This window comes from Methanothermobacter tenebrarum (genome assembly GCF_003264935.1).
Classification (GTDB): Archaea; Methanobacteriota; Methanobacteria; order Methanobacteriales; family DSM-23052; genus Methanothermobacter_A; species Methanothermobacter_A tenebrarum_A.
In genome coordinates this window covers 26,567-45,976 of the sequence record NZ_QLOE01000008.1, presented here as the reverse complement: position 1 = coordinate 45,976, position 19,410 = coordinate 26,567, and the positions used below count along the sequence as shown (strand labels likewise).

25 protein-coding genes are annotated in these 19,410 nt (G+C 41.3%); 21 read left to right on the top strand and 4 right to left on the bottom strand.

Annotated elements, in window-relative coordinates:
• The first annotated feature begins 168 nt into the window (after window positions 1-168).
• Together DPC56_RS08130 and DPC56_RS06550 are read left to right on the top strand one after the other, a co-directional pair.
• A complete protein-coding gene (locus DPC56_RS08130; protein WP_146737621.1) occupies window positions 169-426 on the top strand; it encodes a hypothetical protein in 258 nt (85 codons plus the stop codon).
• Complete coding sequence (locus tag DPC56_RS06550) at window positions 389-703, top strand: hypothetical protein (protein WP_112094280.1); 315 nt, start codon at window positions 389-391, stop codon at window positions 701-703. The genes DPC56_RS08130 and DPC56_RS06550 overlap by 38 nt, the downstream gene beginning before the upstream one ends.
• A gap of 143 nt (window positions 704-846) precedes the next feature.
• On the opposite strand, the gene DPC56_RS06545 is transcribed toward DPC56_RS06550, so the two are convergent.
• On the bottom strand, window positions 847-1,791 hold the full coding sequence (locus DPC56_RS06545) for a hypothetical protein (protein ID WP_112094279.1): 945 nt from the start codon (window positions 1,789-1,791) through the stop codon (window positions 847-849).
• A gap of 68 nt (window positions 1,792-1,859) precedes the next feature.
• Between DPC56_RS06545 and DPC56_RS06540 the strand changes: the two genes are divergently transcribed.
• The gene (locus DPC56_RS06540; RefSeq protein ID WP_112094278.1) at window positions 1,860-2,504 is read left to right on the top strand and encodes a hypothetical protein; all 645 of its coding nucleotides are present in this window, start codon (window positions 1,860-1,862) and stop codon (window positions 2,502-2,504) included.
• Here the strand turns inward: DPC56_RS06540 and DPC56_RS06535 are convergent.
• Genes DPC56_RS06535 through DPC56_RS06525 form a run of 3 tightly spaced genes read right to left on the bottom strand, consistent with a single transcriptional unit; the run spans window position 2,497 to window position 5,615 of the window.
• Window positions 2,497-3,792 carry a replication factor C large subunit gene (locus DPC56_RS06535; protein ID WP_112094277.1) on the bottom strand — a complete coding sequence of 432 codons (1,296 nt, stop codon included), beginning with the start codon at window positions 3,790-3,792 and terminating at the stop codon, window positions 2,497-2,499. The two genes, DPC56_RS06540 and DPC56_RS06535, sit on opposite strands and share 8 nt — an antisense overlap.
• 17 nt (window positions 3,793-3,809) lie before the next feature.
• Window positions 3,810-4,763 (bottom strand): replication factor C small subunit, encoded by a 954-nt coding sequence (locus DPC56_RS06530; RefSeq protein ID WP_112094276.1) that lies wholly within the window; start codon window positions 4,761-4,763, stop codon window positions 3,810-3,812.
• Between the two features lie 6 nt (window positions 4,764-4,769).
• The gene (locus tag DPC56_RS06525; protein ID WP_112094275.1) at window positions 4,770-5,615 is read right to left on the bottom strand and encodes a shikimate dehydrogenase; all 846 of its coding nucleotides are present in this window, start codon (window positions 5,613-5,615) and stop codon (window positions 4,770-4,772) included.
• A gap of 104 nt (window positions 5,616-5,719) precedes the next feature.
• Between DPC56_RS06525 and DPC56_RS06520 the strand changes: the two genes are divergently transcribed.
• The 18 genes from DPC56_RS06520 (at window position 5,720) to DPC56_RS06435 (ending at window position 19,401) form a co-directional block, all read left to right on the top strand.
• Window positions 5,720-6,382 (top strand): RNA ligase partner protein, encoded by a 663-nt coding sequence (locus tag DPC56_RS06520; RefSeq protein ID WP_112094274.1) that lies wholly within the window; start codon window positions 5,720-5,722, stop codon window positions 6,380-6,382.
• 23 nt (window positions 6,383-6,405) lie between these two features.
• Window positions 6,406-7,683 carry a histidine--tRNA ligase gene (hisS, locus tag DPC56_RS06515; protein WP_112094273.1) on the top strand — a complete coding sequence of 426 codons (1,278 nt, stop codon included), beginning with the start codon at window positions 6,406-6,408 and terminating at the stop codon, window positions 7,681-7,683.
• Window positions 7,683-8,066, top strand: a complete 384-nt coding sequence (hisI, locus tag DPC56_RS06510; protein WP_112094272.1) for a phosphoribosyl-AMP cyclohydrolase — start codon at window positions 7,683-7,685, stop codon at window positions 8,064-8,066. Before hisS ends, hisI begins: the two co-directional genes overlap by 1 nt.
• A gap of 6 nt (window positions 8,067-8,072) precedes the next feature.
• Window positions 8,073-9,899 carry a PINc/VapC family ATPase gene (locus tag DPC56_RS06505; RefSeq protein ID WP_112094271.1) on the top strand — a complete coding sequence of 609 codons (1,827 nt, stop codon included), beginning with the start codon at window positions 8,073-8,075 and terminating at the stop codon, window positions 9,897-9,899.
• Window positions 9,900-9,913: 14 nt separating this feature from the next.
• Window positions 9,914-10,660: a sugar phosphate isomerase/epimerase family protein gene (locus tag DPC56_RS06500; protein ID WP_112094270.1), complete on the top strand. Its 747-nt coding sequence runs from the start codon at window positions 9,914-9,916 to the stop codon at window positions 10,658-10,660.
• Window positions 10,661-10,671: 11 nt separating this feature from the next.
• Entirely contained in the window at window positions 10,672-11,340 is a 669-nt protein-coding gene (gene npdG / locus DPC56_RS06495) for an NADPH-dependent F420 reductase (protein WP_112094269.1), read from the top strand.
• Between the two features lie 11 nt (window positions 11,341-11,351).
• Entirely contained in the window at window positions 11,352-11,918 is a 567-nt protein-coding gene (locus tag DPC56_RS06490; RefSeq protein ID WP_112094268.1) for an SIS domain-containing protein, read from the top strand.
• A 13-nt stretch (window positions 11,919-11,931) separates the two neighbouring features.
• Entirely contained in the window at window positions 11,932-12,438 is a 507-nt protein-coding gene (gene endA, locus DPC56_RS06485; RefSeq protein ID WP_112094267.1) for a tRNA-intron lyase, read from the top strand.
• A gap of 13 nt (window positions 12,439-12,451) precedes the next feature.
• On the top strand, window positions 12,452-13,555 hold the full coding sequence (locus DPC56_RS06480) for a tryptophan--tRNA ligase (protein ID WP_112094266.1): 1,104 nt from the start codon (window positions 12,452-12,454) through the stop codon (window positions 13,553-13,555).
• A complete protein-coding gene (locus tag DPC56_RS06475) occupies window positions 13,552-14,154 on the top strand; it encodes a stage II sporulation protein M (protein ID WP_112094265.1) in 603 nt (200 codons plus the stop codon). Before DPC56_RS06480 ends, DPC56_RS06475 begins: the two co-directional genes overlap by 4 nt.
• 4 nt (window positions 14,155-14,158) lie before the next feature.
• Window positions 14,159-15,367, top strand: coding sequence for a threonine synthase (gene thrC, locus DPC56_RS06470; protein ID WP_112094264.1), 1,209 nt, complete (start codon window positions 14,159-14,161; stop codon window positions 15,365-15,367).
• Between the two features lie 196 nt (window positions 15,368-15,563).
• Window positions 15,564-15,767 (top strand): histone family protein, encoded by a 204-nt coding sequence (locus DPC56_RS06465; protein WP_112094263.1) that lies wholly within the window; start codon window positions 15,564-15,566, stop codon window positions 15,765-15,767.
• 205 nt (window positions 15,768-15,972) lie between these two features.
• On the top strand, window positions 15,973-16,344 hold the full coding sequence (rpl7ae, locus tag DPC56_RS06460; protein WP_112094262.1) for a 50S ribosomal protein L7Ae: 372 nt from the start codon (window positions 15,973-15,975) through the stop codon (window positions 16,342-16,344).
• A 14-nt stretch (window positions 16,345-16,358) separates the two neighbouring features.
• Window positions 16,359-16,565 (top strand): 30S ribosomal protein S28e, encoded by a 207-nt coding sequence (locus DPC56_RS06455; protein WP_112094261.1) that lies wholly within the window; start codon window positions 16,359-16,361, stop codon window positions 16,563-16,565.
• A gap of 12 nt (window positions 16,566-16,577) precedes the next feature.
• Window positions 16,578-16,745 (top strand): 50S ribosomal protein L24e, encoded by a 168-nt coding sequence (locus DPC56_RS06450; protein ID WP_112094260.1) that lies wholly within the window; start codon window positions 16,578-16,580, stop codon window positions 16,743-16,745.
• 9 nt (window positions 16,746-16,754) lie between these two features.
• Window positions 16,755-17,213 (top strand): nucleoside-diphosphate kinase, encoded by a 459-nt coding sequence (gene ndk / locus DPC56_RS06445; protein ID WP_112094259.1) that lies wholly within the window; start codon window positions 16,755-16,757, stop codon window positions 17,211-17,213.
• A 5-nt stretch (window positions 17,214-17,218) separates the two neighbouring features.
• Complete coding sequence (infB, locus tag DPC56_RS06440) at window positions 17,219-19,000, top strand: translation initiation factor IF-2 (protein ID WP_112094258.1); 1,782 nt, start codon at window positions 17,219-17,221, stop codon at window positions 18,998-19,000.
• A 20-nt stretch (window positions 19,001-19,020) separates the two neighbouring features.
• Window positions 19,021-19,401 carry a 30S ribosomal protein S6e gene (locus DPC56_RS06435; RefSeq protein ID WP_112094302.1) on the top strand — a complete coding sequence of 127 codons (381 nt, stop codon included), beginning with the start codon at window positions 19,021-19,023 and terminating at the stop codon, window positions 19,399-19,401.
• The last annotated feature ends 9 nt before the right edge of the window (window positions 19,402-19,410 follow it).

Genomic DNA, 19,410 nt, shown 5'->3' with positions numbered 1-19,410 from the left:
CCTCCACAAACTCTCCCATTACCACATTGACAAATACAACGTAATAGTCCTCAAAAAAATTGGATATCAGAAAAAAGGCATGGGATTACTTATACCAATCCAGAAGGGGCATTGATAAAAAAAAAGACAACACTTGGATAATATATTTGGGAAGGGGCCTTACATTATTTGCAGGATTATACTGTGAGTAAAGAAGGGCATGATAGGCTTGAAGCATCACTTTCAAAGGTCGAATTCCCATTAGAAACTGTTAAATCCTTACTTGTGGAGGATATTCATGCTAACACGCTAAAGAGTGAAGTTTACATAGCCAAACCTTTAAGCGATCCTGGAGATGTTTTTAAGTTAGCTGTGCATTTAACAGCCTTTTGTGATAATAGGTGTTGTTATGCCAAAGGAACCAGAAAACTTGGACGAAGAATATAGAATGGTAAGGAACAGACACTTGAAATTTATCGGAGTACCACTTATTTTTGCGATAATATTTTATATTACAGGTCATTATGGGTGGATGATGGGAATCATCATCCTTGCTATAATTATACATTATGCTGATTCAAAATTTCATTATTGGAACCTTGAAAAAACTGGTTCCGCCCCTAAACCCTTCCCCGAAAAGGTGAAGCAATTTTCAACCAACGAATGCACAAGTATATCAGAAGGTCGATCTAAAGCCGAATTCAAAAAAAATTATGCAATTTAAAATTTTAACTTTCCGTGGCTAAGCCTCCCTTACGATATCAAAAGGGATAAAATTCACCTAGGATACACACTTTTTTGGACTGTGTTAAACAATATGGTGGATTCGCCCCCAGATGGAAGAGTCACATTACCATTTGGAGTTTATTATGAGAATTTTTTGAATGAGTGAGGGTTGAGGCCGAATCTTATTAGTGTTTGTTTGTCTTCTTCTGTGAGTTTATTTTCTGATGTTGGCGGTACTGGCTTACCATTTTTTGCTAGTATGATCCCTCCTTTCCTTTGAGCCCCCATGAACTTGCCTGCATTTCCATTTATTATTATTGTGCCTGATTTCATGTCGATGCCTGTGAAGTCGCCGGCATCCCCATCTATTATCACTGTTCCGCCACTTAGTAGTGCTCCTGTATTCCTGCCAGCATCCCCATTTACTTTAACAACACCTTTTTTCATTAGTATACCAGTGGAAAGGTCAACGTCGCCTTCATGTATTATCTGGGCTTCCACGTCCAAGCGCGCCCCTATTGTGTCCCTTACACGCCCATCATTTATCTTAAGACTATTACCAGCTAAAACTGCCCCTATAAGCTTTTCTCCTTGGAGGCCATTGGTGACTATGTCTGTGATCGACTTAAATTTCTTATAGCCTTTTCTGTCAGATTCTACCTCAACTAGGTTGCCGATTGGCTCTTTTACCTTGCCTTTAACGTATATGCTCCCTCTTAGCATGCTTATACCCATTCGGGTGTCAACGTCGCCGTCTACGATAACATTGCCTACATCTATTGCTTTTCCTGTCCCCCCGAAGAACTTTAGGTCAACTCCCATGCTTGAACATAATCTGTGGCCTGCGTCCCCTATTATCTTTAGGGTGCCTTTATTTTTCAGGTGTTCTACAATGTCTTTGTATGTGTGATCTGTTCCTGGTATTTGGTCTTCTGGTTCGAGTTCTTCGCCTTTTTGTTGCCAATAGAAATTGTAGGTGAAATCTGCTATGCAATCTACGGGGCCTTCTGGTTCTATTTCGAGGATATTTTCCTTGCCACTTTTCCTTTTTAGGAAGTTGAACAACTTGCCCACCTTTCTCCTCATCTTATTATATTATTATTTAGGGGGTATGAGATAATAAGTTTTAGAGTATTTTAAAGGGGGAGATCAAGATGGGGAAGGGCGAGGTTATCAAGTTCTTGTCGAGTATTGGTGTTGACACGAGGTTTGTGAGTGTTATGGAAGATTCTATCCTTATAAACAATCTTAGGTTTTCAAGGTTTTCCAGGAAGCGAGAGGAACTCTTCAAGAAATATTATCCTAATATGAAGGTTGTGAGGTCTAAGATCTTCCAGATGATTTGTTCAAGGGTTTCGCGTGTACTTTCAAATGAATTAAAGCCCCACCAGAGGATACTCATCAAGGAGGGTGATGATCCCCTCTCATACACTTTATATGCTGTATTGGAACCCTACACTAGAAAATATGGAGTCAGATTGGTGACTAGACAAGGTTTTGATCTTATCGCATGCCCATTAACACTTGATCATATAATCGCCGATGCGATAGAGAAAATGATAAATGGTAAGTTGATTAGTGGTCCTCCATTGGAGGATCGTAAGGGAAGGTTGTTGTATCCTTTATCTAAGGTGCCTGTAGCTTGGATTGAAAGATGGCTTGGGGTTGGGCCAATAAAGGTGACGAGGGATGATGTTGTCCAAGAGTTTATTGGATTCTTTGAGGAGGTTCTCCCACAGTTTAGGGAGAACATGTTGAAATCTTTGGAGTATATCAGGGGGGATAAGGGGTTTATTTGAATTGTAGGAGTGTTGTCTGTTTCCCTTGATGTGGGGGATCCTCTTTTTTCATCTTCTTGGGTTTTGCTTTTCTGCTTTTGCGCTGCTTTCTCTTCCCTTTTAGGATCTTGTATTCTTCATCTGTTAATTCTAAGTACTTTCTAATCTCTTGGGCGGTTTTTTCATCTTCTAGGATTATCTTGAGGTAGGGGAGTGTTGTGATGGCAACCTTTTTTGATATGTGGAGCTTTTTTGAAATTTTTTCCGCTAAGTTTTCTATTATTTGGCGTTTGGTTCTTGTCCTTCCGAGAAGTTGGAATGATCCTGGGCCTGCATATCTTGTAAATTTTTTATAAGTTTCATCCTTTGATAGGGCTACTCCTACTCCTATATGTTCTGATGCGTAGCGCCAATATATGTAGTCTCTTGTCTGTGTTGCTCTTCCGAAGAATATGTCAGCACGGGATAAATGATTATAGGCCTTTTTTATCTCGTGGGGTTTTTCGTATTCTCTTGGGATGTTTTCTGCTGTGAATTCAAGTAATAGTTGGGGGTCTTCGTCGATTTGCATGGCTTCTTTTATATGCCTAATGTTTTTACTCTTTAAGATGGCTCTTATGGCATCGAATAAGCCTGGGAAAACATCTTTTTCACCAGCTTCTAAGATTTCGGCTCCGATCCTCTTTTCCCCTTTTGCCATGGCTTCTAAGTCGTTTATTGCGGATCTTAGGTCTCCGTGTGACCTTTTTGCAAGTTCTCTTAGGATCTTAGGGTCTGCTTCTATGCTTTCCTCTTCGCAGATTCTTTTGAGGTATGCTACTATTGAGTTTGGGTGTGCCTTTCTGATGTTGATGATTTTACAGGCTGGTTTTATTGTTTGGAGTTTTTTACTGTAGGGATCATTGGCAGTTAAAACGATGGGATGCTTTGATTCTTTTATTATCTTGTTTATTGCGCGAACTCCTCCTCGGTCTTCGTTTCCATGGATGCCATCAACCTCGTCTAGTATGATGAGTTTAAGGTTATCATTGAATAGTGATCTAGTGGTTGATGCTTCTCCTATAATGTCTATAAGGGTATCATAGGATCTTTTGTCACTGGCGTTAAGCTCTAATGTATCTGAGAAGTGGGATCCTATGATGTGGGCTAGTGTTGTTTTCCCTGTCCCTGGGGGTCCTAATAGTAAGAGTGGAGGTTGTGGTTTGCCATCTTTCCATTCTTTGATCCATTCTTTTATCTCTTCGATGGCTTTTTTGTTTCCAACCATCTCGTTGAATGTTTTGGGGCGGTATTTTTCGGTCCATGCCATTCCTATTCATTCTCCGATTATTCCCTTAGGAATGTTGTGAGGAGCGCTTCTAATTGTATTCTGGGATTTGCACCTTCTCTTATCCTGAAGTCGTATTCTCCTATGGAATCGACGAATTTTATGTAATTTTCAGCTTCTATGGATCCTTCCATGGCTAGTCTTGAAACTTCCTGGTATATTTGGTCTACCATGTCTTCTCCGCTCACACCCTGTAATACCATTATTTCTCTTAGAATCTTCCTGGCGTCCATGAAATCTCCCTTTAGGACTGTTTTTATCATTCTACGAACGTCTTTCGGCCTGGCCCTTGAGACGACTTCGTATATTGTGTCTTCGGTTATTTTTTCTTGTAGTGATGCTGCTGCTTGTAATATGTTTATGGCTTTTCTAAGGTCGCCTTCTGAGAGGTATGCTATGGTGTCTAAAGCTGTTGGTTCATATTCTAGTTTTTCTTTTTCTGCTATGTATTCTAGCCTTTCTTTTATCTGGTGGCCTTTAAGTGGTAGGAAGCGGAATATGGCGCATCTTGATTGTAGTGGTTCTATTATCCTCGATGAATAATTACATGAGAGTATGAATGCTGCCGTTTTCGTGTACATTTCCATTTCTCTTCTCAGGGCGTGTTGGGCGTCTCTTGTCATGTTATCTACTTCGTCTAGGAATATTATCCTGAATGGCGCTCCTATGGGTTTTAGGCGGCAGAAGTTTTTAATGTTTGTCCTTACTGTGTCTATTCCCCTTGCATCAGAGGCGTTGAGTTCTAGGAAGTTTTGTCTCCAATTTTTTCCTAATATTTCCTTGGCGAGTGCTAGTGCCGCTGTTGTTTTACCGACTCCTGCCGGTCCTGTGAACATGAGGTTGGGCATGCTCTTTTGTTCAACGTAGCGTTTAAGTCGTGATATTATGTGTTCTTGTCCCACTATCTCTTCTAGTGTTCTTGGTCTGTATTTTTCAACCCATGGTCCTTCCAATTTTGATCACCTTATGGTTTTTAGTATTGCTTTTTCCATTATACTTGTGGGGGCTTCTTTCCCTGTCCATATTTTGAATGATTCTGCCCCCTGGTATACTAGCATTTTTATTCCTGATATTGTTTTGGCCCCTGCCTTTTCTGCTTCTTTTAATAATCTTGTCTGGGGTGGATTATAGACCAGATCCTTCACTATGAGGTTTTCGTGGAGTATGTCCGCGGTTGCGAGGGGTCTTGCATCGATGTTAGGGTACATTCCAACTGGTGTTGTGTTGATGAGTATATCAGCATCCCCGATTTTCTCCTTTAAGTGTTCTAGGCCGCCTGCGAATACCTTGATTCCTAGCTTTTCTTTTATGTCTTCTGCTATTTTCTTGGCGTTTTCAGGTGTTCTGTTGAGGATGTGTAGGCTCCCTACATTGGAAGAAGCTAGTTGGAATGTGATGGCTCTTGAGGCGCCACCAGCACCTAATATTATGACATTCTTGCCTTTGAGATTTGTCACCTCTTCGAGGGCTCTTACACAACCTATACCATCTGTGTTGAAACCCCATACTTTCCCCTTTTCTAGTTTTAGGGTGTTAACCGCCCCTATAAGTTTTGCTGTTTCATCTATTTCGTCAATATATTTTAATATGCGTACTTTGTGTGGGATTGTGACATTAAGGCCCTTGATATTAAAGGTTTTCATGGCTTCTATCGCTTCTTTTGCCATTCCCTTTTTCACGTGGAAGGCCACATATACATAATCTAGTTTTAGGTGATTGAATGCAGCGTTATGCATGATGGGTGATAGGCTGTGCTCCACTGGATCTCCTATCACTCCAACAACATTGGTTTTTCCCGTTATCATTAGTAGGAGCCTCCTCTTTCCTTAATTCCTTTGGGTAGATCCAAGTATATTTATTTGTTGATGATGATAATATATTCTATCACGTTCATGAGAGGGGAATAAAGGTGCTTGCAAAACAAAGATTTGTACTTGATACAACTGCATTTACTGATAATCAGTTGAGAGCTATGATAGGTGATGGGGATCTCCACAAGGCAGTTGATAAGCTCCTTGATCTTATAGCAAGATCTCGTATAAGATTAAATATAAGCTGTCATATGCCCCCAGTAACCTATAAGGAGTTCACTGATTATATGAACAGGTATAGTTGTCCAGAGGATATACTTGTGAAGGCAGAGACATGGATAGTGAAAAAGACACCAAACCGTTATGACACTCAGATACCCTCCCAGGTGTTCTTCGAGTATGTTAGGGATATAAGGGAGAGGATGAACAAGGGTATGAGGATCTCAGAGGCCGCTATATGGGAGGCTGCAGTAGAGGCTATGGTAATGGCCTCAAAGGGTGTTAAAAAGAGTAAGATAGAAATGGAAGTGATAGGCGGGGCTATAAAAGATTTCAGGAAAAAATATAGGGGCGCCCTCCGTAAGGGGACTCTTGACAGCGCCCCAGATCTTGATGTTCTATTATTGGCCAAGGAACTAGGTGCTGGTGTAGTCGCAGCAGATGAAGGTATCCAAGTATGGGCTGAAAGATTAGGTTTAAGATTCCTTGATGCGTTATCATTCCCTAAAATGTTAGAGGAATACCTTAAATATTATGAATAGTCCACGGATTTGGAGGAGAATACATGGAGATAACAAGGCCACGTGGGACAAGAGATTTCCTCTTTGAAGAGATGAAAAAGAGGAAAGAAGTGGAAAGAACATTGAAGAGAGTCTTTGAAACTTATGGTTATCATGAGATAAAAACTCCAATTTTCGAAGATTTGAAACTTTTCACTTTAAAATCTGGAGAAGAGATAGTGAAACAGATATACCATTTCAAGGATAAAGCGAACAGGGACTTGGCCTTGAGGCCGGAGCTTACAGCACCAGCCGCCAGACTATATTTGAATGAGCTGAGAAAACATCCGAAGCCTATAAAAATGTACTATTATGGGAGTTGTTTCAGGTATGAGAGGCCCCAGGCTGGTAGATTCAGACAATTCTGGCAGTTTGGATGCGAACTTATGGGCGCGGAATCTCCACAGGCGGAGGCGGAGGTGATAGCATTAGCAGTGCATTGTCTGCGAGAACTCGGCCTCAAAGAATACAGGTTACATATAGGACACCTTGGAATACTCAGGGGCTTATTGGAAGATGCTGGGATAAGAGGAGGATCACAGGATAGGATAATGGGTCTCATCGATAAAGGGGACGTGCAGGAACTTAAACTCCACCTAGAAAGGATAGAAGCGGATGAAAACATGAAAAGTCTGCTATTATCCATTATAGGCATGGAAGGTGGCCTAGGTGTGCTTGAAAATGTTGAGAAAATGGTTGGGGGTTGTGAACCTGCACTAGAGTCTATAGATGATCTCAGAGAACTTATAAGACTCCTAGATGATTTTAAAGTTGAAGATTATAACCTTGATTTGGGGATTGCCAGGGGATTAGACTACTACACTGGCATAGTATTTGAGATCTATGTACCATCCTTGGGAGCCCAGAAACAGATTTGTGGAGGGGGCACATATAACCTCATAGAATTGTTCAGTGGTGAAAAAATCCAATCAACAGGATTCGCCTTCGGATTCGACAGATTAGTAGCCGCTCTCAAAAAACAAAAGGATGAGCTTTTCCAATTCGCAAAGGTTTTCGTGGCCCCTGTTTCGGATTCAACCCGCCCATCAGCTTACAGGATAGTCCAAGAGCTCCGAGAGGAGGGCATACCCTCAGATGTTGATCTCTCAGGTCGTAAACTGAGGAAAATATTATCATACGCAGATCATCTCAACGTGGAAAAGGTCATCCTCGTAGGTGAAAGAGACCTCAAAGAGGGTAAAGTCACCATAAAAGACATGAAAACAGGCTCCCAAGAGCTTGTAGAAATTGATAAGATAATGGAATATCTAAAGGAGGAATAATAATTTTAAATTTCAGGCACGAAATAGGCGGGGAGAAACTTATAATAGCAATAGCACAGGATAAAAATACTAGAGAGGTCCTAATGGTAGCCTATATGAACAAAGAAGCCCTAGAACGTACAATAGAGACTGGTATGGCCCATTACTGGAGCACTTCAAGGAAAAAAGTCTGGTTGAAAGGTGAAAGTTCAGGTCACACCCAGAAAGTGGATGAAATACTCGTAGACTGTGACATGGACGCCATAATACTCAAAGTAGAACAAAAAGGTGGAGCATGCCATACAGGATATTACTCATGCTTCTACCGGAAATTAATCCCCCCAGAGAAACTGGAGAATATAGGCCAGAAGGTTTTCAATCCCGAAGAAGTCTATAGGGGATGATATAGTATGAGGATAGTCCCAGATACAAGCGTTATCGTGGATGGTAGAATCACAGACATAGTACAAGAAGAAGAATTCAAAGGAAGCGAAGTTATAATACCAGAGGCAGTAGTCTCAGAACTAGAATATCAGGCGAACAGGGGCCGTGAAACGGGATTTAACGGTTTAGAGGAGCTTAAAAACTTGCAAAAGTTGAGTAAGGAGAATATAATCTCCATAACCTTCGTTGGTAGAAGACCCACATTAGACGAGATAGCCCTTGCAAAGGGTGGTGAAATAGATGCCATGATAAGGAGCACAGCCAGGGAACATGATGCCCTACTAGTTACAAGTGACAGGGTACAAGCAGAAGTTGCAAGGGCACAAGGACTAGAAGTAGTATACATACAACCAGAAGTCCTAGAATATGATAAACTCGAAATAAGCAAATACTTTGACAAAGACACAATGTCAGTCCACCTAAAAGAGAACGTTGTCCCCATGGCAAAAAAGGGAAAACCAGGGAAAATAAAACTTGTCAAGATAGGGTCCAAACCACTTAAACGTTCAGAAATCCATAGGATGGCCCGTGAAATAGTTGAAAGGGCCAAGAGCGACTTGAAAAGTTTCATTGAAATAGAAATGGAAGGCGCCACAGTCGTCCAATTCCGCGAATATAGAATATCCATTGCAAGACCCCCATTCTCAGAGGCCATGGAGATAACAGCTGTAAGACCAGTTGCAAAGGTTTCACTCGAAGATTATAGTTTATCAGACGAACTAATGGAACGTTTAAGGGACACGGCCAAGGGTATAATAATCGCAGGGGCCCCAGGCGCTGGGAAGAGCACATTTGCCCAGGCAGTTGCCGAATTCTTCAGCAAGGAGATGAACGCCATAGTCAAAACTATGGAATCCCCAAGGGATTTACAAGTAGGGGATGAAATAACACAATACGCCCCAATAGAAAGGGACATGCAAAAAACCGCGGACATACTACTCCTCGTAAGACCAGACTACACAATATATGACGAACTGCGGAAAACAAGAGACTTTAAGATATTCGCTGATATGCGCCTTGCAGGTGTGGGCATGGTGGGTGTGGTCCACGCCACCAGACCCATAGACGCCATCCAGAGGATAATAGGACGAGTAGAACTTGGAATGATACCCTCAATAGTAGATACAACCATCTTCATCGAAGATGGGAAGATAAAAGCAGTCTATGACATTTCATTAACAGTTAAAGTGCCAACTGGCATGGTGGAGGCAGACCTTGCAAGGCCAGTTATAGAAATCAGAGACTTTGAAACAGGAGAGTTAGTATATGAGATTTATACTTATGGTGAACAGACCATAGTGATGGAAGTTTCTACTGTAGCTGGAAGGAAAACTCCAGCCCAGTTAATCGTTGAGAGAGAAATTGAAAAGGAGTTCAGCAAAAGGTTACCCCCTGGTAAGTTCAAGGTAGAACTCGAATCTGATGAGAGGGCGAGAGTATGGGTTGAGGAAAAATATATACCCCAGATTATAGGCAAGAAGGGTAAAACCATCGAGGAGATCGAAAATAATATAGGAATAAGCATCAACATAGAACCACTCAAAAAGGTAGAGGAAAAGGGTCTGATAAAAGTCCCAGTGGATATATCTGGGAATTATGTGGTACTAGAATTTGGTAAAGATTCTATAGGAGTATCCTATGATATACTAATAGATGAAGAATACTTGTTCACGGCCACCGTAGGTAAAAGGGGTACTATAAAGATAAAAAAGGATATTGAATTGGCAGAGATGATATTAGATGCGGTTAAAAAGGGCGTGCCAATAAAAGCCCGTGTAAGATCGGAAACATAATATGGGGGTATTCTTTGGATTTTGGAGTTTCAACATTGGCCTTGCACCCAGCACCACCTAATGTCACCTTGGAATACATAGAAGGACTCGGGATCAGCTATTGTGAAATAATCAACGAATACCCACTGGATAGGATAGAGGAGGATCTAACAGGCTCATACTCCCTCCAATACATAGTACATGCTCCGATTTCTGATGTTAACATAGCCTCCCCCAACAATAGGATAAGAAGATCATCAATAATGGAGATAAAATCCTCACTGGACCTGGCAGCGCACCTAGACTCAGACAAATTAATATTACACCCAGGTAGTGTACCATTCCTTGCAAGAGTATACAAGGATAGAATATTAGAATATAATTTCAAATCCCTCAAAGAACTTAAAAATTATGCCGATGATCTGGGCGTGACACTCTGCCTCGAAAACATGCCAAGAATGGAAAAATACCTCTACAATAACTTAAAAGAACTACAAAGACTAGTAGAGGAACTTGGAATCATGGCCACCCTTGATATAGGCCACGCCCACACAATGGGTCACACAATCAAAGACATTAAAATGGGACTAATAGGCCATATACACCTTTCAGATAACGATGGCATAGAAGATTCCCATAACGCCCTCGGAACAGGGAGCATAAATTTCCCTAAAGTATTCGAGAACCTTAAGGGATATGATGGTATCTTAACAATTGAAGTGAAGAGTAAAGATGAGTTAATTGAAAGTTTAAATTTCCTTGAAAAATTAAACCTAATCTAAGGTGATGTACAATGGATGGGAAAATTGCTATAATAGGCGGAACCGGAGACCAGGGCATGGGATTGGCCCTAAGATTAGCGATGGCGGGTGAAAATGTTATAATAGGCTCTAGGGATGCTAAAAGAGCCCAGAATACCGTGGATGAGATAAAGGAGATGACAGGGGATCCCAGGTTGAAATTGGAGGGTATGAAAAATGAGGACGCTGCCAGACTAGCAGATCTCATAGTATTAACAGTACCATTACATGCTCAGATGGTAACCCTAAAGTCTATAAAAGAGCATGTAAAGGATAAGATCTTTATAGATGCTACAGTACCCCTTGAAAGTTCAATCGGCGGCTCCGGTGCAAAATACCTTGACCTCTGGGATGGTTCAGCCGCTGAAAGATCCGCGAAATTCCTAGAAGATGCGACCGTAGTATCAGCATTTAACAACATAAGCGCCTATAGCCTACTAAACTTCAAAGAGGATGTAGAATGCGACTGCCTCATAACATCAGACGATGAAAAGGCCAAGAAGGTTGTGATAGAACTTGCAGAGAAAATACCAGGGGTCAGAGGTATAGACTGCGGACCCTTGGAAAATGCTAGGATAATCGAGAAGATAACACCACTACTCATAAACCTAAACATGAAAAATAAGATAAAAAATGCTGGCATAAGGATAACAAACATCTAAAGGGGAATCCCATGTATCTCAATGAAACCATAGAAAAGATAATAGAACATACACAAAATGTTGTGAAAAGAATCAAAGAAGAATACCAAAACCTAGATAAGATCCTGAACCTACTCGCAAAATCAAAATCCATATTTATACTGGGAAGTGGCAGGTCAAAACTAGTAGGTGAAGCATTTGCAATGAGACTAGCACAACTAAGACTAAATGTCCATGTAATCGGAGACTCTACAACAATATCACCCAAGAAAAAAGATCTTATTATAGTCATTTCAAGTTCTGGGAGTACAAGCTGCATAGTAAAAGAAACCCAAAGATTGAAAGATAAAGGTGCTAAGATCATTGGAGTGACAGCAAATGCAGAATCAGAACTTGCAAAGGGATTATCTGAGGCCATAATAGATGTAGGGCCATGGAGAGATTACAATAAGGCGATAAGTGAAGGGAATCAAACTGATGAAGTACCCCTTGGAACATTATATGAGGATACAAGCCTCCTAATATTAGATGGTATAATATACGAGTTAATGAAGAAAATGGGGAAAAAAGAAAAGGACCTTGCAGAAGCACACTATTAGAGGGTGAGAAGGCTTGGATGGTCAACTTGCAGGTAACACAGTAACAGTACAAGGGGATCCCACGGCTTTACGCCTAAACCAGAAAAGCCACTATGGCAACCTAGAAGGCGACCAATTAAAACTTTCACTAGTGGAGGCAGCCTACCTACAAGGAAAGGGCAAACTCACAATATGGGATGGTGACAAAGAGATAAGCTTCAATGAGCTCATATCCATCCTAAACAGGCGCGGATTATACCAGAAATTCATAGTCTATAGGGATCTCCGAGACAGGGGCTACATAGTAAAAACAGGCTTCAAATATGGTTCAGAATTCAGAGTATATGAAAGGGGCGAAACCCCAACTAAGGATCATTCAAGTTACCTTATAAGGATACTACATGAAAGTACAAACCTTAAAATCCTAGATTTTTCAAGTTATGTGAGAGTCGCCCATGGCGTGAGAAAAAAACTAATCCTTGCAGTAGTTGATGACGAAGAAGACATCACCTACTACATGGTAGAATGGATCAGACCATAAAGGGTGGAAGAGGATGATAGACCCATGGAGTTCAAGCATACTAGAATACAATGAGATAATGAAAAACTTCGGCATAAAACCCTTCAAAGAAATCATAGATAAGATAAAGGATCCTCATTGGCTCATGAGAAGGGGTATAATATTCGGCCACAGGGACTATGAGAGGATACTCACAGCCATGGATGAGGAAAGAGATTTCGCAGTGGTAACTGGGATGATGCCCAGTGGGAGGATGCACATTGGACATAAGATGGTAGTTGACCAGCTCATCTGGTATGATGAACAAGGAGCAGAAATCTACATTCCAATAGCTGATATGGAATCCTATTCTGCACGCGACATCCACTTTGAGGAATCAAGGGAACTCGCAATCAAAGAATATATAAGTAATTATATAGCATTGGGCCTAGACCTTACAAAGGATAACATTCACGTATATTTGCAATCTGAGAATCTTGTAGTGGAGGATCTCGCTTATATATTCGCAAAAAAGGTTAACTTTAACGAGTTAAGGGCCATATATGGTTTCACTGGTTCGACTAACATGGCACATGTTTATGTTCCGCTTATACAAGTCGCTGATATACTACACCCCCAATTAGAGGAGTATGGGGGTCCAAGACCAACCCTTGTACCAGTGGGGCCTGACCAGGACCCTCACATACGTCTTACGAGGGATATAGCGTCCCGTTTTGAGAAAAGGTATGGTTTCATCCTCCCCTCTTCCACCTATCATAGGTTTATGAGGGGTCTTACTGGAGGTAAAATGTCAAGCAGCAAACCAGCCAGCGCAATATTTTTAACAGATTCCCTTGAGGAGATCGAGTGGAAGATCAGAAATGCTAAGACTGGTGGGAGGGAAACCTTAGAGGAGCAGAGGAGACTCGGCGGGGTTCCAGAGGATTGTATAGTATATGAGATCCTATTATATCATATGCTAGGCTCTGATAAAAAGCTTGAAAAGATGTATGAGGATTGTAGGAACGGCACGCTTATGTGTGGTGAATGTAAAAATAATGTCGCAGATTATATGCGGAGATTTTTTGAAGAATTTTCAAAGAAGAGGAAAAGAGCCGAGAAAATCGCAGAATCCATACTTGACAAGGTGCAATCATGAATATCATAGAACTTTATAGGGAAAATAGAAACTATCTTATCATATCCGCGCTGATATTTGTAGGAGCATTCTTTATAGGATACTTCCTTTCAGGATTTCTAGATATTCTTCTAGCCCCTATCATGAGAGAGTTTAAGAAGAGTGTCATAGAAGAGGGTATCACCATATTCTCCATATTCTCACATAATTTGCAGGCCATCATATTATTGTATCTCGGTGGTTTGTCTTTGGGCATCTTCACTGGCTTATTCCTCGCGCTTAACGGATTATTTATGGGATATTTCGCCACAAAGGTTCCAATGGTTGATTTCATCCTATTAGTGGCGCCCCATGGCATATTTGAAATTCCTGGTCTTATAATTGCTAGCGTGGCTGGTTTCAAGTTATCAAGTTTCCTCATACAATTTATAGGGGATCTTATAAAAATTTCAGGGCCATTCACTGTGAAATTGAAAAGATCATTAAATGAGAACATGAAGGAATTTAAGGATTCATTAGTCATACTCCTTATAGCTGTTATACTCATATTTATAGCGGCTATAATCGAATCAGAGCTCACACTATCATTATATTATATAATAAAAGGTTTTATGGGTTGAGGTTATGATAAGGTGTATAAAATGTGGAATGGAGTACAGCCTAGATGAGATAATATACACTTGTAGAGAGTGCGGTTCTATACTCGAGGTCATAATAGAACCTGAGGTTTCAAAGGATGTTTTCGAGGGTAGGAAAGAAACAATGTGGAAGTATAAAGAGTTCATGCCAGTTGATGAATCAAAAATAGTAACACTCCAGGAGGGTGGAACACCCCTTATAAAATGTGATAACATAGGCAAAGACCTTGGGGTGAAATTGTATGTTAAATTTGAGGGTGCTAATCCAACAGGAAGCTTTAAGGATAGGGGTATGAGTGTCGGTATAACCAAAGCCCTCGAGTTGGGGGTTAAGAGTGTTGGATGCGCCTCAACAGGTAATACTTCAGCTTCATTGGCTGCGTATGCTGCGAGGGCCAACCTTGACTGTTTAGTGCTTTTACCCCAGGGTAAGGTTGCTCTTGGCAAGCTTGCCCAGGCCATGTTTCATGGTGCCCGGGTTTTGTCTGTGAAGGGTAATTTTGATGAGGCTCTTGAGGCTGTGACTAGATTGGCTTTGATGGGTGAAGTCTACCTTCTTAATTCTGTGAATCCTTTCCGTTTGGAGGGTCAGAAGTCCATTGGGTTTGAGATAGTTGATGAATTGGGTTGGAGATCTCCTGATCGCATTATATTACCTGTGGGTAACGCTGGTAACATATCCGCGATATGGAAGGGTATCAGCGAATTCTACCAGGCCGGTTTTATTGATGAGAGGCCTATGATGGTTGGTATACAGGCTGAGGGTGCTTCTCCTATCGTTAAAGCTTTTAAGAAGGGTGAGATGGAGATAGAAGTTGTTGAGAACCCTGAAACTGTTGCAACAGCTATACGTATAGGGGCTCCTGTGAGTTATCGTAAAGCTCTTCGGGCCATTTATGAGTCTGAAGGACTCGCAGAGTCTGTGAGTGACGAGGAGATTTTGGAAGCTCAGAAGCTCTTGGCGAGAAGGGAGGGCATAGGCGTTGAACCTGCCTCAGCAGCTTCCATAGCAGGCCTTATAAGGTTGTTGGATGAAGGCGAGATTGACAGGGGAGAGGAGATTGTCTGCATAGCAACCGGCCACCTCTTGAAGGATCCTGACACTGCTATAAGGGCCTGTGAAGAGCCAGTGGAAGTTGAAGCTGATATTAGCAGTTTATTGGAGGTTATGGGTGGAAAGACGAGTTCTATGTAGATTTGTATTTTTTGGTTGTTTCTTTTTTCATTGGGCTCTCCTATAGTCTATTGTTTTTTATGAAATCTTGGATGATAATATATTTTGATATCATGGGCAAAAAGTTCATGGTTGGCCGAGAGAATTTGCATGATCGGCGATATATTTATATAGAAGTAGTTTAATAGATCATATTTGTAAATTGAGGTGGTTGGTTATGGAATTGCCAATAGCCCCTATTGGGAGAATCATAAAAAATGCCGGTGCCGAGAGAGTTAGTGATGATGCAAGAGAAGCACTAGCAAAGGCCCTAGAAGCAAAAGGTGAGGAAATAGCAGCAGCAGCCATAAAATTCGCAAAACACGCCGGTAGAAAGACTGTTAAGGCAGAGGACATAGAATTGGCCGTTAAAAGGATATAAACTCTCTTAATTTTTTCATTTTTTCTTTTCCCGGGGGAAAGTTTTATAAATGATAAAACTAGAATAATATTATTCAGTTCTAATTTTTTTTATTAGAAAAATTTTATATATTCCCATTAATATAAAAGGGTACTCACCAGTTCAGAGTATTGCCGATGGATGGTATCAAGAAAAAAAGACCAGATGAAAAAGGAGGTAATATTTTATGGCAAAGCCAATCTATGTAAAATTTGACGTGCCAAAAGAATTAGCTGACAAAGCCGTTGAGGCGTTAGAGATAGCGAGAGACACGGGTAAGATAGCTAAGGGGACCAATGAGGTCACCAAAGCAGTTGAAAGGGGAGTTGCACAACTCATCTTAATAGCTGAGGATGTTGACCCGCCAGAGATAGTAGCCCACCTACCAGTCTTGGCAGAAGAAAAAGAAATACCATACGTATACTTACCCACAAAAGACGAACTAGGAGCAGCAGCTGGCTTAAACGTGCCCTCAGCATCTGCATGCATAATAGACCCTGGAGAATCAGAAGAACTAATAAAAGAAGTGATAGAGAAGGTCGAAGAACTCAAAAAATAGCATAGGTGATAATATTGGAAGAAGCAACCCCAGCAGAAGTCATCGAAGTCCTAAAAAGGACCGGGATGACAGGGGAAGTACTACAAGTAAAATGTAGAATACTAGAAGGAAGAGACAAAGGCAGAATACTCACAAGAAACGTGATGGGACCAGTAAGAGAAGGCGACATACTAATGCTACTGGACACCATCAGAGAAGCCAAAGAAATCAAAGCACCCTAAGGTGTAAAGCCTATGAGAACATGCTCATTCTGTAACCAAGAAATAGAACCAGGAACCGGGAAAATGTTTGTGAAAAGAGACGGTACAGTATACTTCTTCTGCAGCAGCAAATGCGAAAAGAACATGCTAAAACTCAAAAGAGTCCCCAGGAAAACCAAATGGGTCACAAAGAAAAAATAGTGATATAAAATGGAGAGAACATTCATAATGTTAAAACCAGACGCCATCCAAAGAAGACTAACAGGAAAAATCATAACAAGACTCGAAGAAAGAGGACTTAAAATAGTCGCTGCCAAGATGCTACAAATCACAAGAGAACTAGCAATGGAACACTACCAAGAACACAAAAACAAACCATTCTTCAACAACCTCATAGACTACATAACATCGGCACCAGTACTGGCACTAGTAATAGAAGGCGAAAACAGCATAAAACTGACAAGAAAGATAGTCGGAGCCACCAACCCACAAGAAGCAGACCCAGGCACCATAAGAGGAGACTTCGCACTCCACACAGGAAGAAACATAATACACGCATCAGATTCGCCCAAATCAGCCGAAAGGGAAATAAAACTATTCTTCAACGAAGATGAAATCTACGATTATACCATGCCAGACGAAAAAATAATATACGAACCTGGAGACTAAACAAAATGAAAATAAGATCGCCCATAGTATCAGTCCTCGGCCACGTGGACCATGGCAAAACAACCCTACTAGACCATATTAGGGGAACCGCCATCGCCACCAAAGAAGCCGGGGGCATAACACAACACATAGGGGCGACGGAAATCCCAATAGAAACAATAAAAGAGATATGTGGCAAATTCCTTGAAAGATTCTCCATAAAAGAAAAATTACCAGGCCTATTCTTCATTGACACACCAGGCCATGAAGCATTCACAACCCTCAGGAGAAGGGGCGGAGCACTAGCAGACTTAGCCATACTAATCGTGGACATCAACGAAGGCTTCAAACCCCAAACCTATGAGGCTCTAAACATCCTCAAAATGTACAAGACACCATTCATAGTCGCGGCGAACAAAATAGACAAAATCCCCGGATGGCAAGTCCACGAGGACATGCCATTCATGGACACATTCCCATTACAAGCTGCCAACGTCCAAGAGAAGCTTGAAACAAGAGTATATGAGCTTGTCGGCAGCCTCCACGAGGAAGGTTTCGCATCTGAACGCTTCGACAGGATAACAGACTTCACAAGCCAAGTAAGCATCATACCCATAAGTGCAAAGACAGGTGAAGGCATCCCAGAACTCTTAACAATGCTCATGGGCCTTGCACAACAATACCTCAAAAAACAGTTAGAGATAGAACCCAATGCACCAGCCAAGGGCACAGTACTAGAAGTCAAAGAGGAAAAAGGACTGGGGACAACATTAGACGCGGTTATCTATGATGGTATAATCAGGGAGAACGACCAGATAGCCCTAGTAACCGTAGATGATATTATAATAACGAGGATAAGATCACTACTAAAGCCAAGACCCCTTGAAGAGATGAGAGAAACCCGGAGAAGATTCCAGAAAGTAGATGAGGTTGTGGCGGCCGCGGGTATAAAAATAGTAGCCCCGAATATAGATGATGTTATCCCTGGCTCGCCCCTGAGGGTTATACGAGATGATATAAAATCTATAAAGGATGAACTACAAAAAGAGATAGAGGATGTTAAGATAGCCACAAAAGATGAAGGCATAATCGTCAAAGCCGACACTCTAGGTTCCCTTGAAGCCATGATAAAGCTCCTAGAAGATATCAAAGTGCCTATAAAAATTGCTGATATAGGTGATGTTTCAAGGAAAGACGTTGTCAATGCACAGATCGCAAAACAAGAAAACGAACTCTATGGTGTTATAATAGCCTTCAATGTAAAAGTTCTACCCTCTGCCATGGAAGAAATCAAAGCTTCAAAGATAAAACTATTCCAGGGGAATGTAATCTACAAATTAATGGAAGAATACGAGGACTGGATGGAGGAAATCAAGGAGAAAAGGAAGAAAAAATGGATGGAGACCATCATAAGACCTGCTAAGATCAGAATAATACCCAAGTTAGTGTTTAGACAGAGCAAACCAGCCATAGCAGGTATAGAAGTTCTCGCCGGAACCATAAAACAAGGCTACCCCCTTATGACAAGTGAAGGCAAATCCCTTGGTAGAGTAGCTAGCATGCAAGACAAGGGCGAAAGCAGAAAATCCGCTAAAGTCGGGCAGAAATTAGCAATGGCAATAAGTGACGCCATATTCGGGAGGAACGTCCATGAAGGTGACATACTCTACGTTGACATCCCAGAGAAACACTATAGAATCCTCATAGACAAACTCAAAAACGATCTTACAGAAGACGAATATGATACGCTCCAAGAAATAGCTGAAATCAAAAGGAAAATGGACCCAACATGGGGGATCCAAAAATAGTTATGGGAGGGAAGATTACAGTGCCTTTCAAAATAGTAATCTCCGATAAAGAAAAAAGCATCCAAATGGAAACAGACCCCTCACAGGAGAGAAAACTCATAGGACTCGCAATAGGGGACGAATTCGAAGGTTCAATAATCGGACTAAAAGGTTACAAGTTAAAAATAACCGGTGGAAGCGATAAAGACGGTTTCCCAATGAGAAAGGATATACCAGGCCCCAGACGGGTTAGAAGTCTAGTCTCGGCCGGCCCAGGTTACAAGCCAAAGCGCAAGGGTGAAAGAAGACGCAAAACCTTAAGGGGTAACGTTATATCCGAGGATATCGTTCAAATAAATACCGTAGTAACTAAAAGGGGTGATAAACCCCTAGAAGAACTTATAAGTTCAGAGGAAGAATAAAAAAACTTA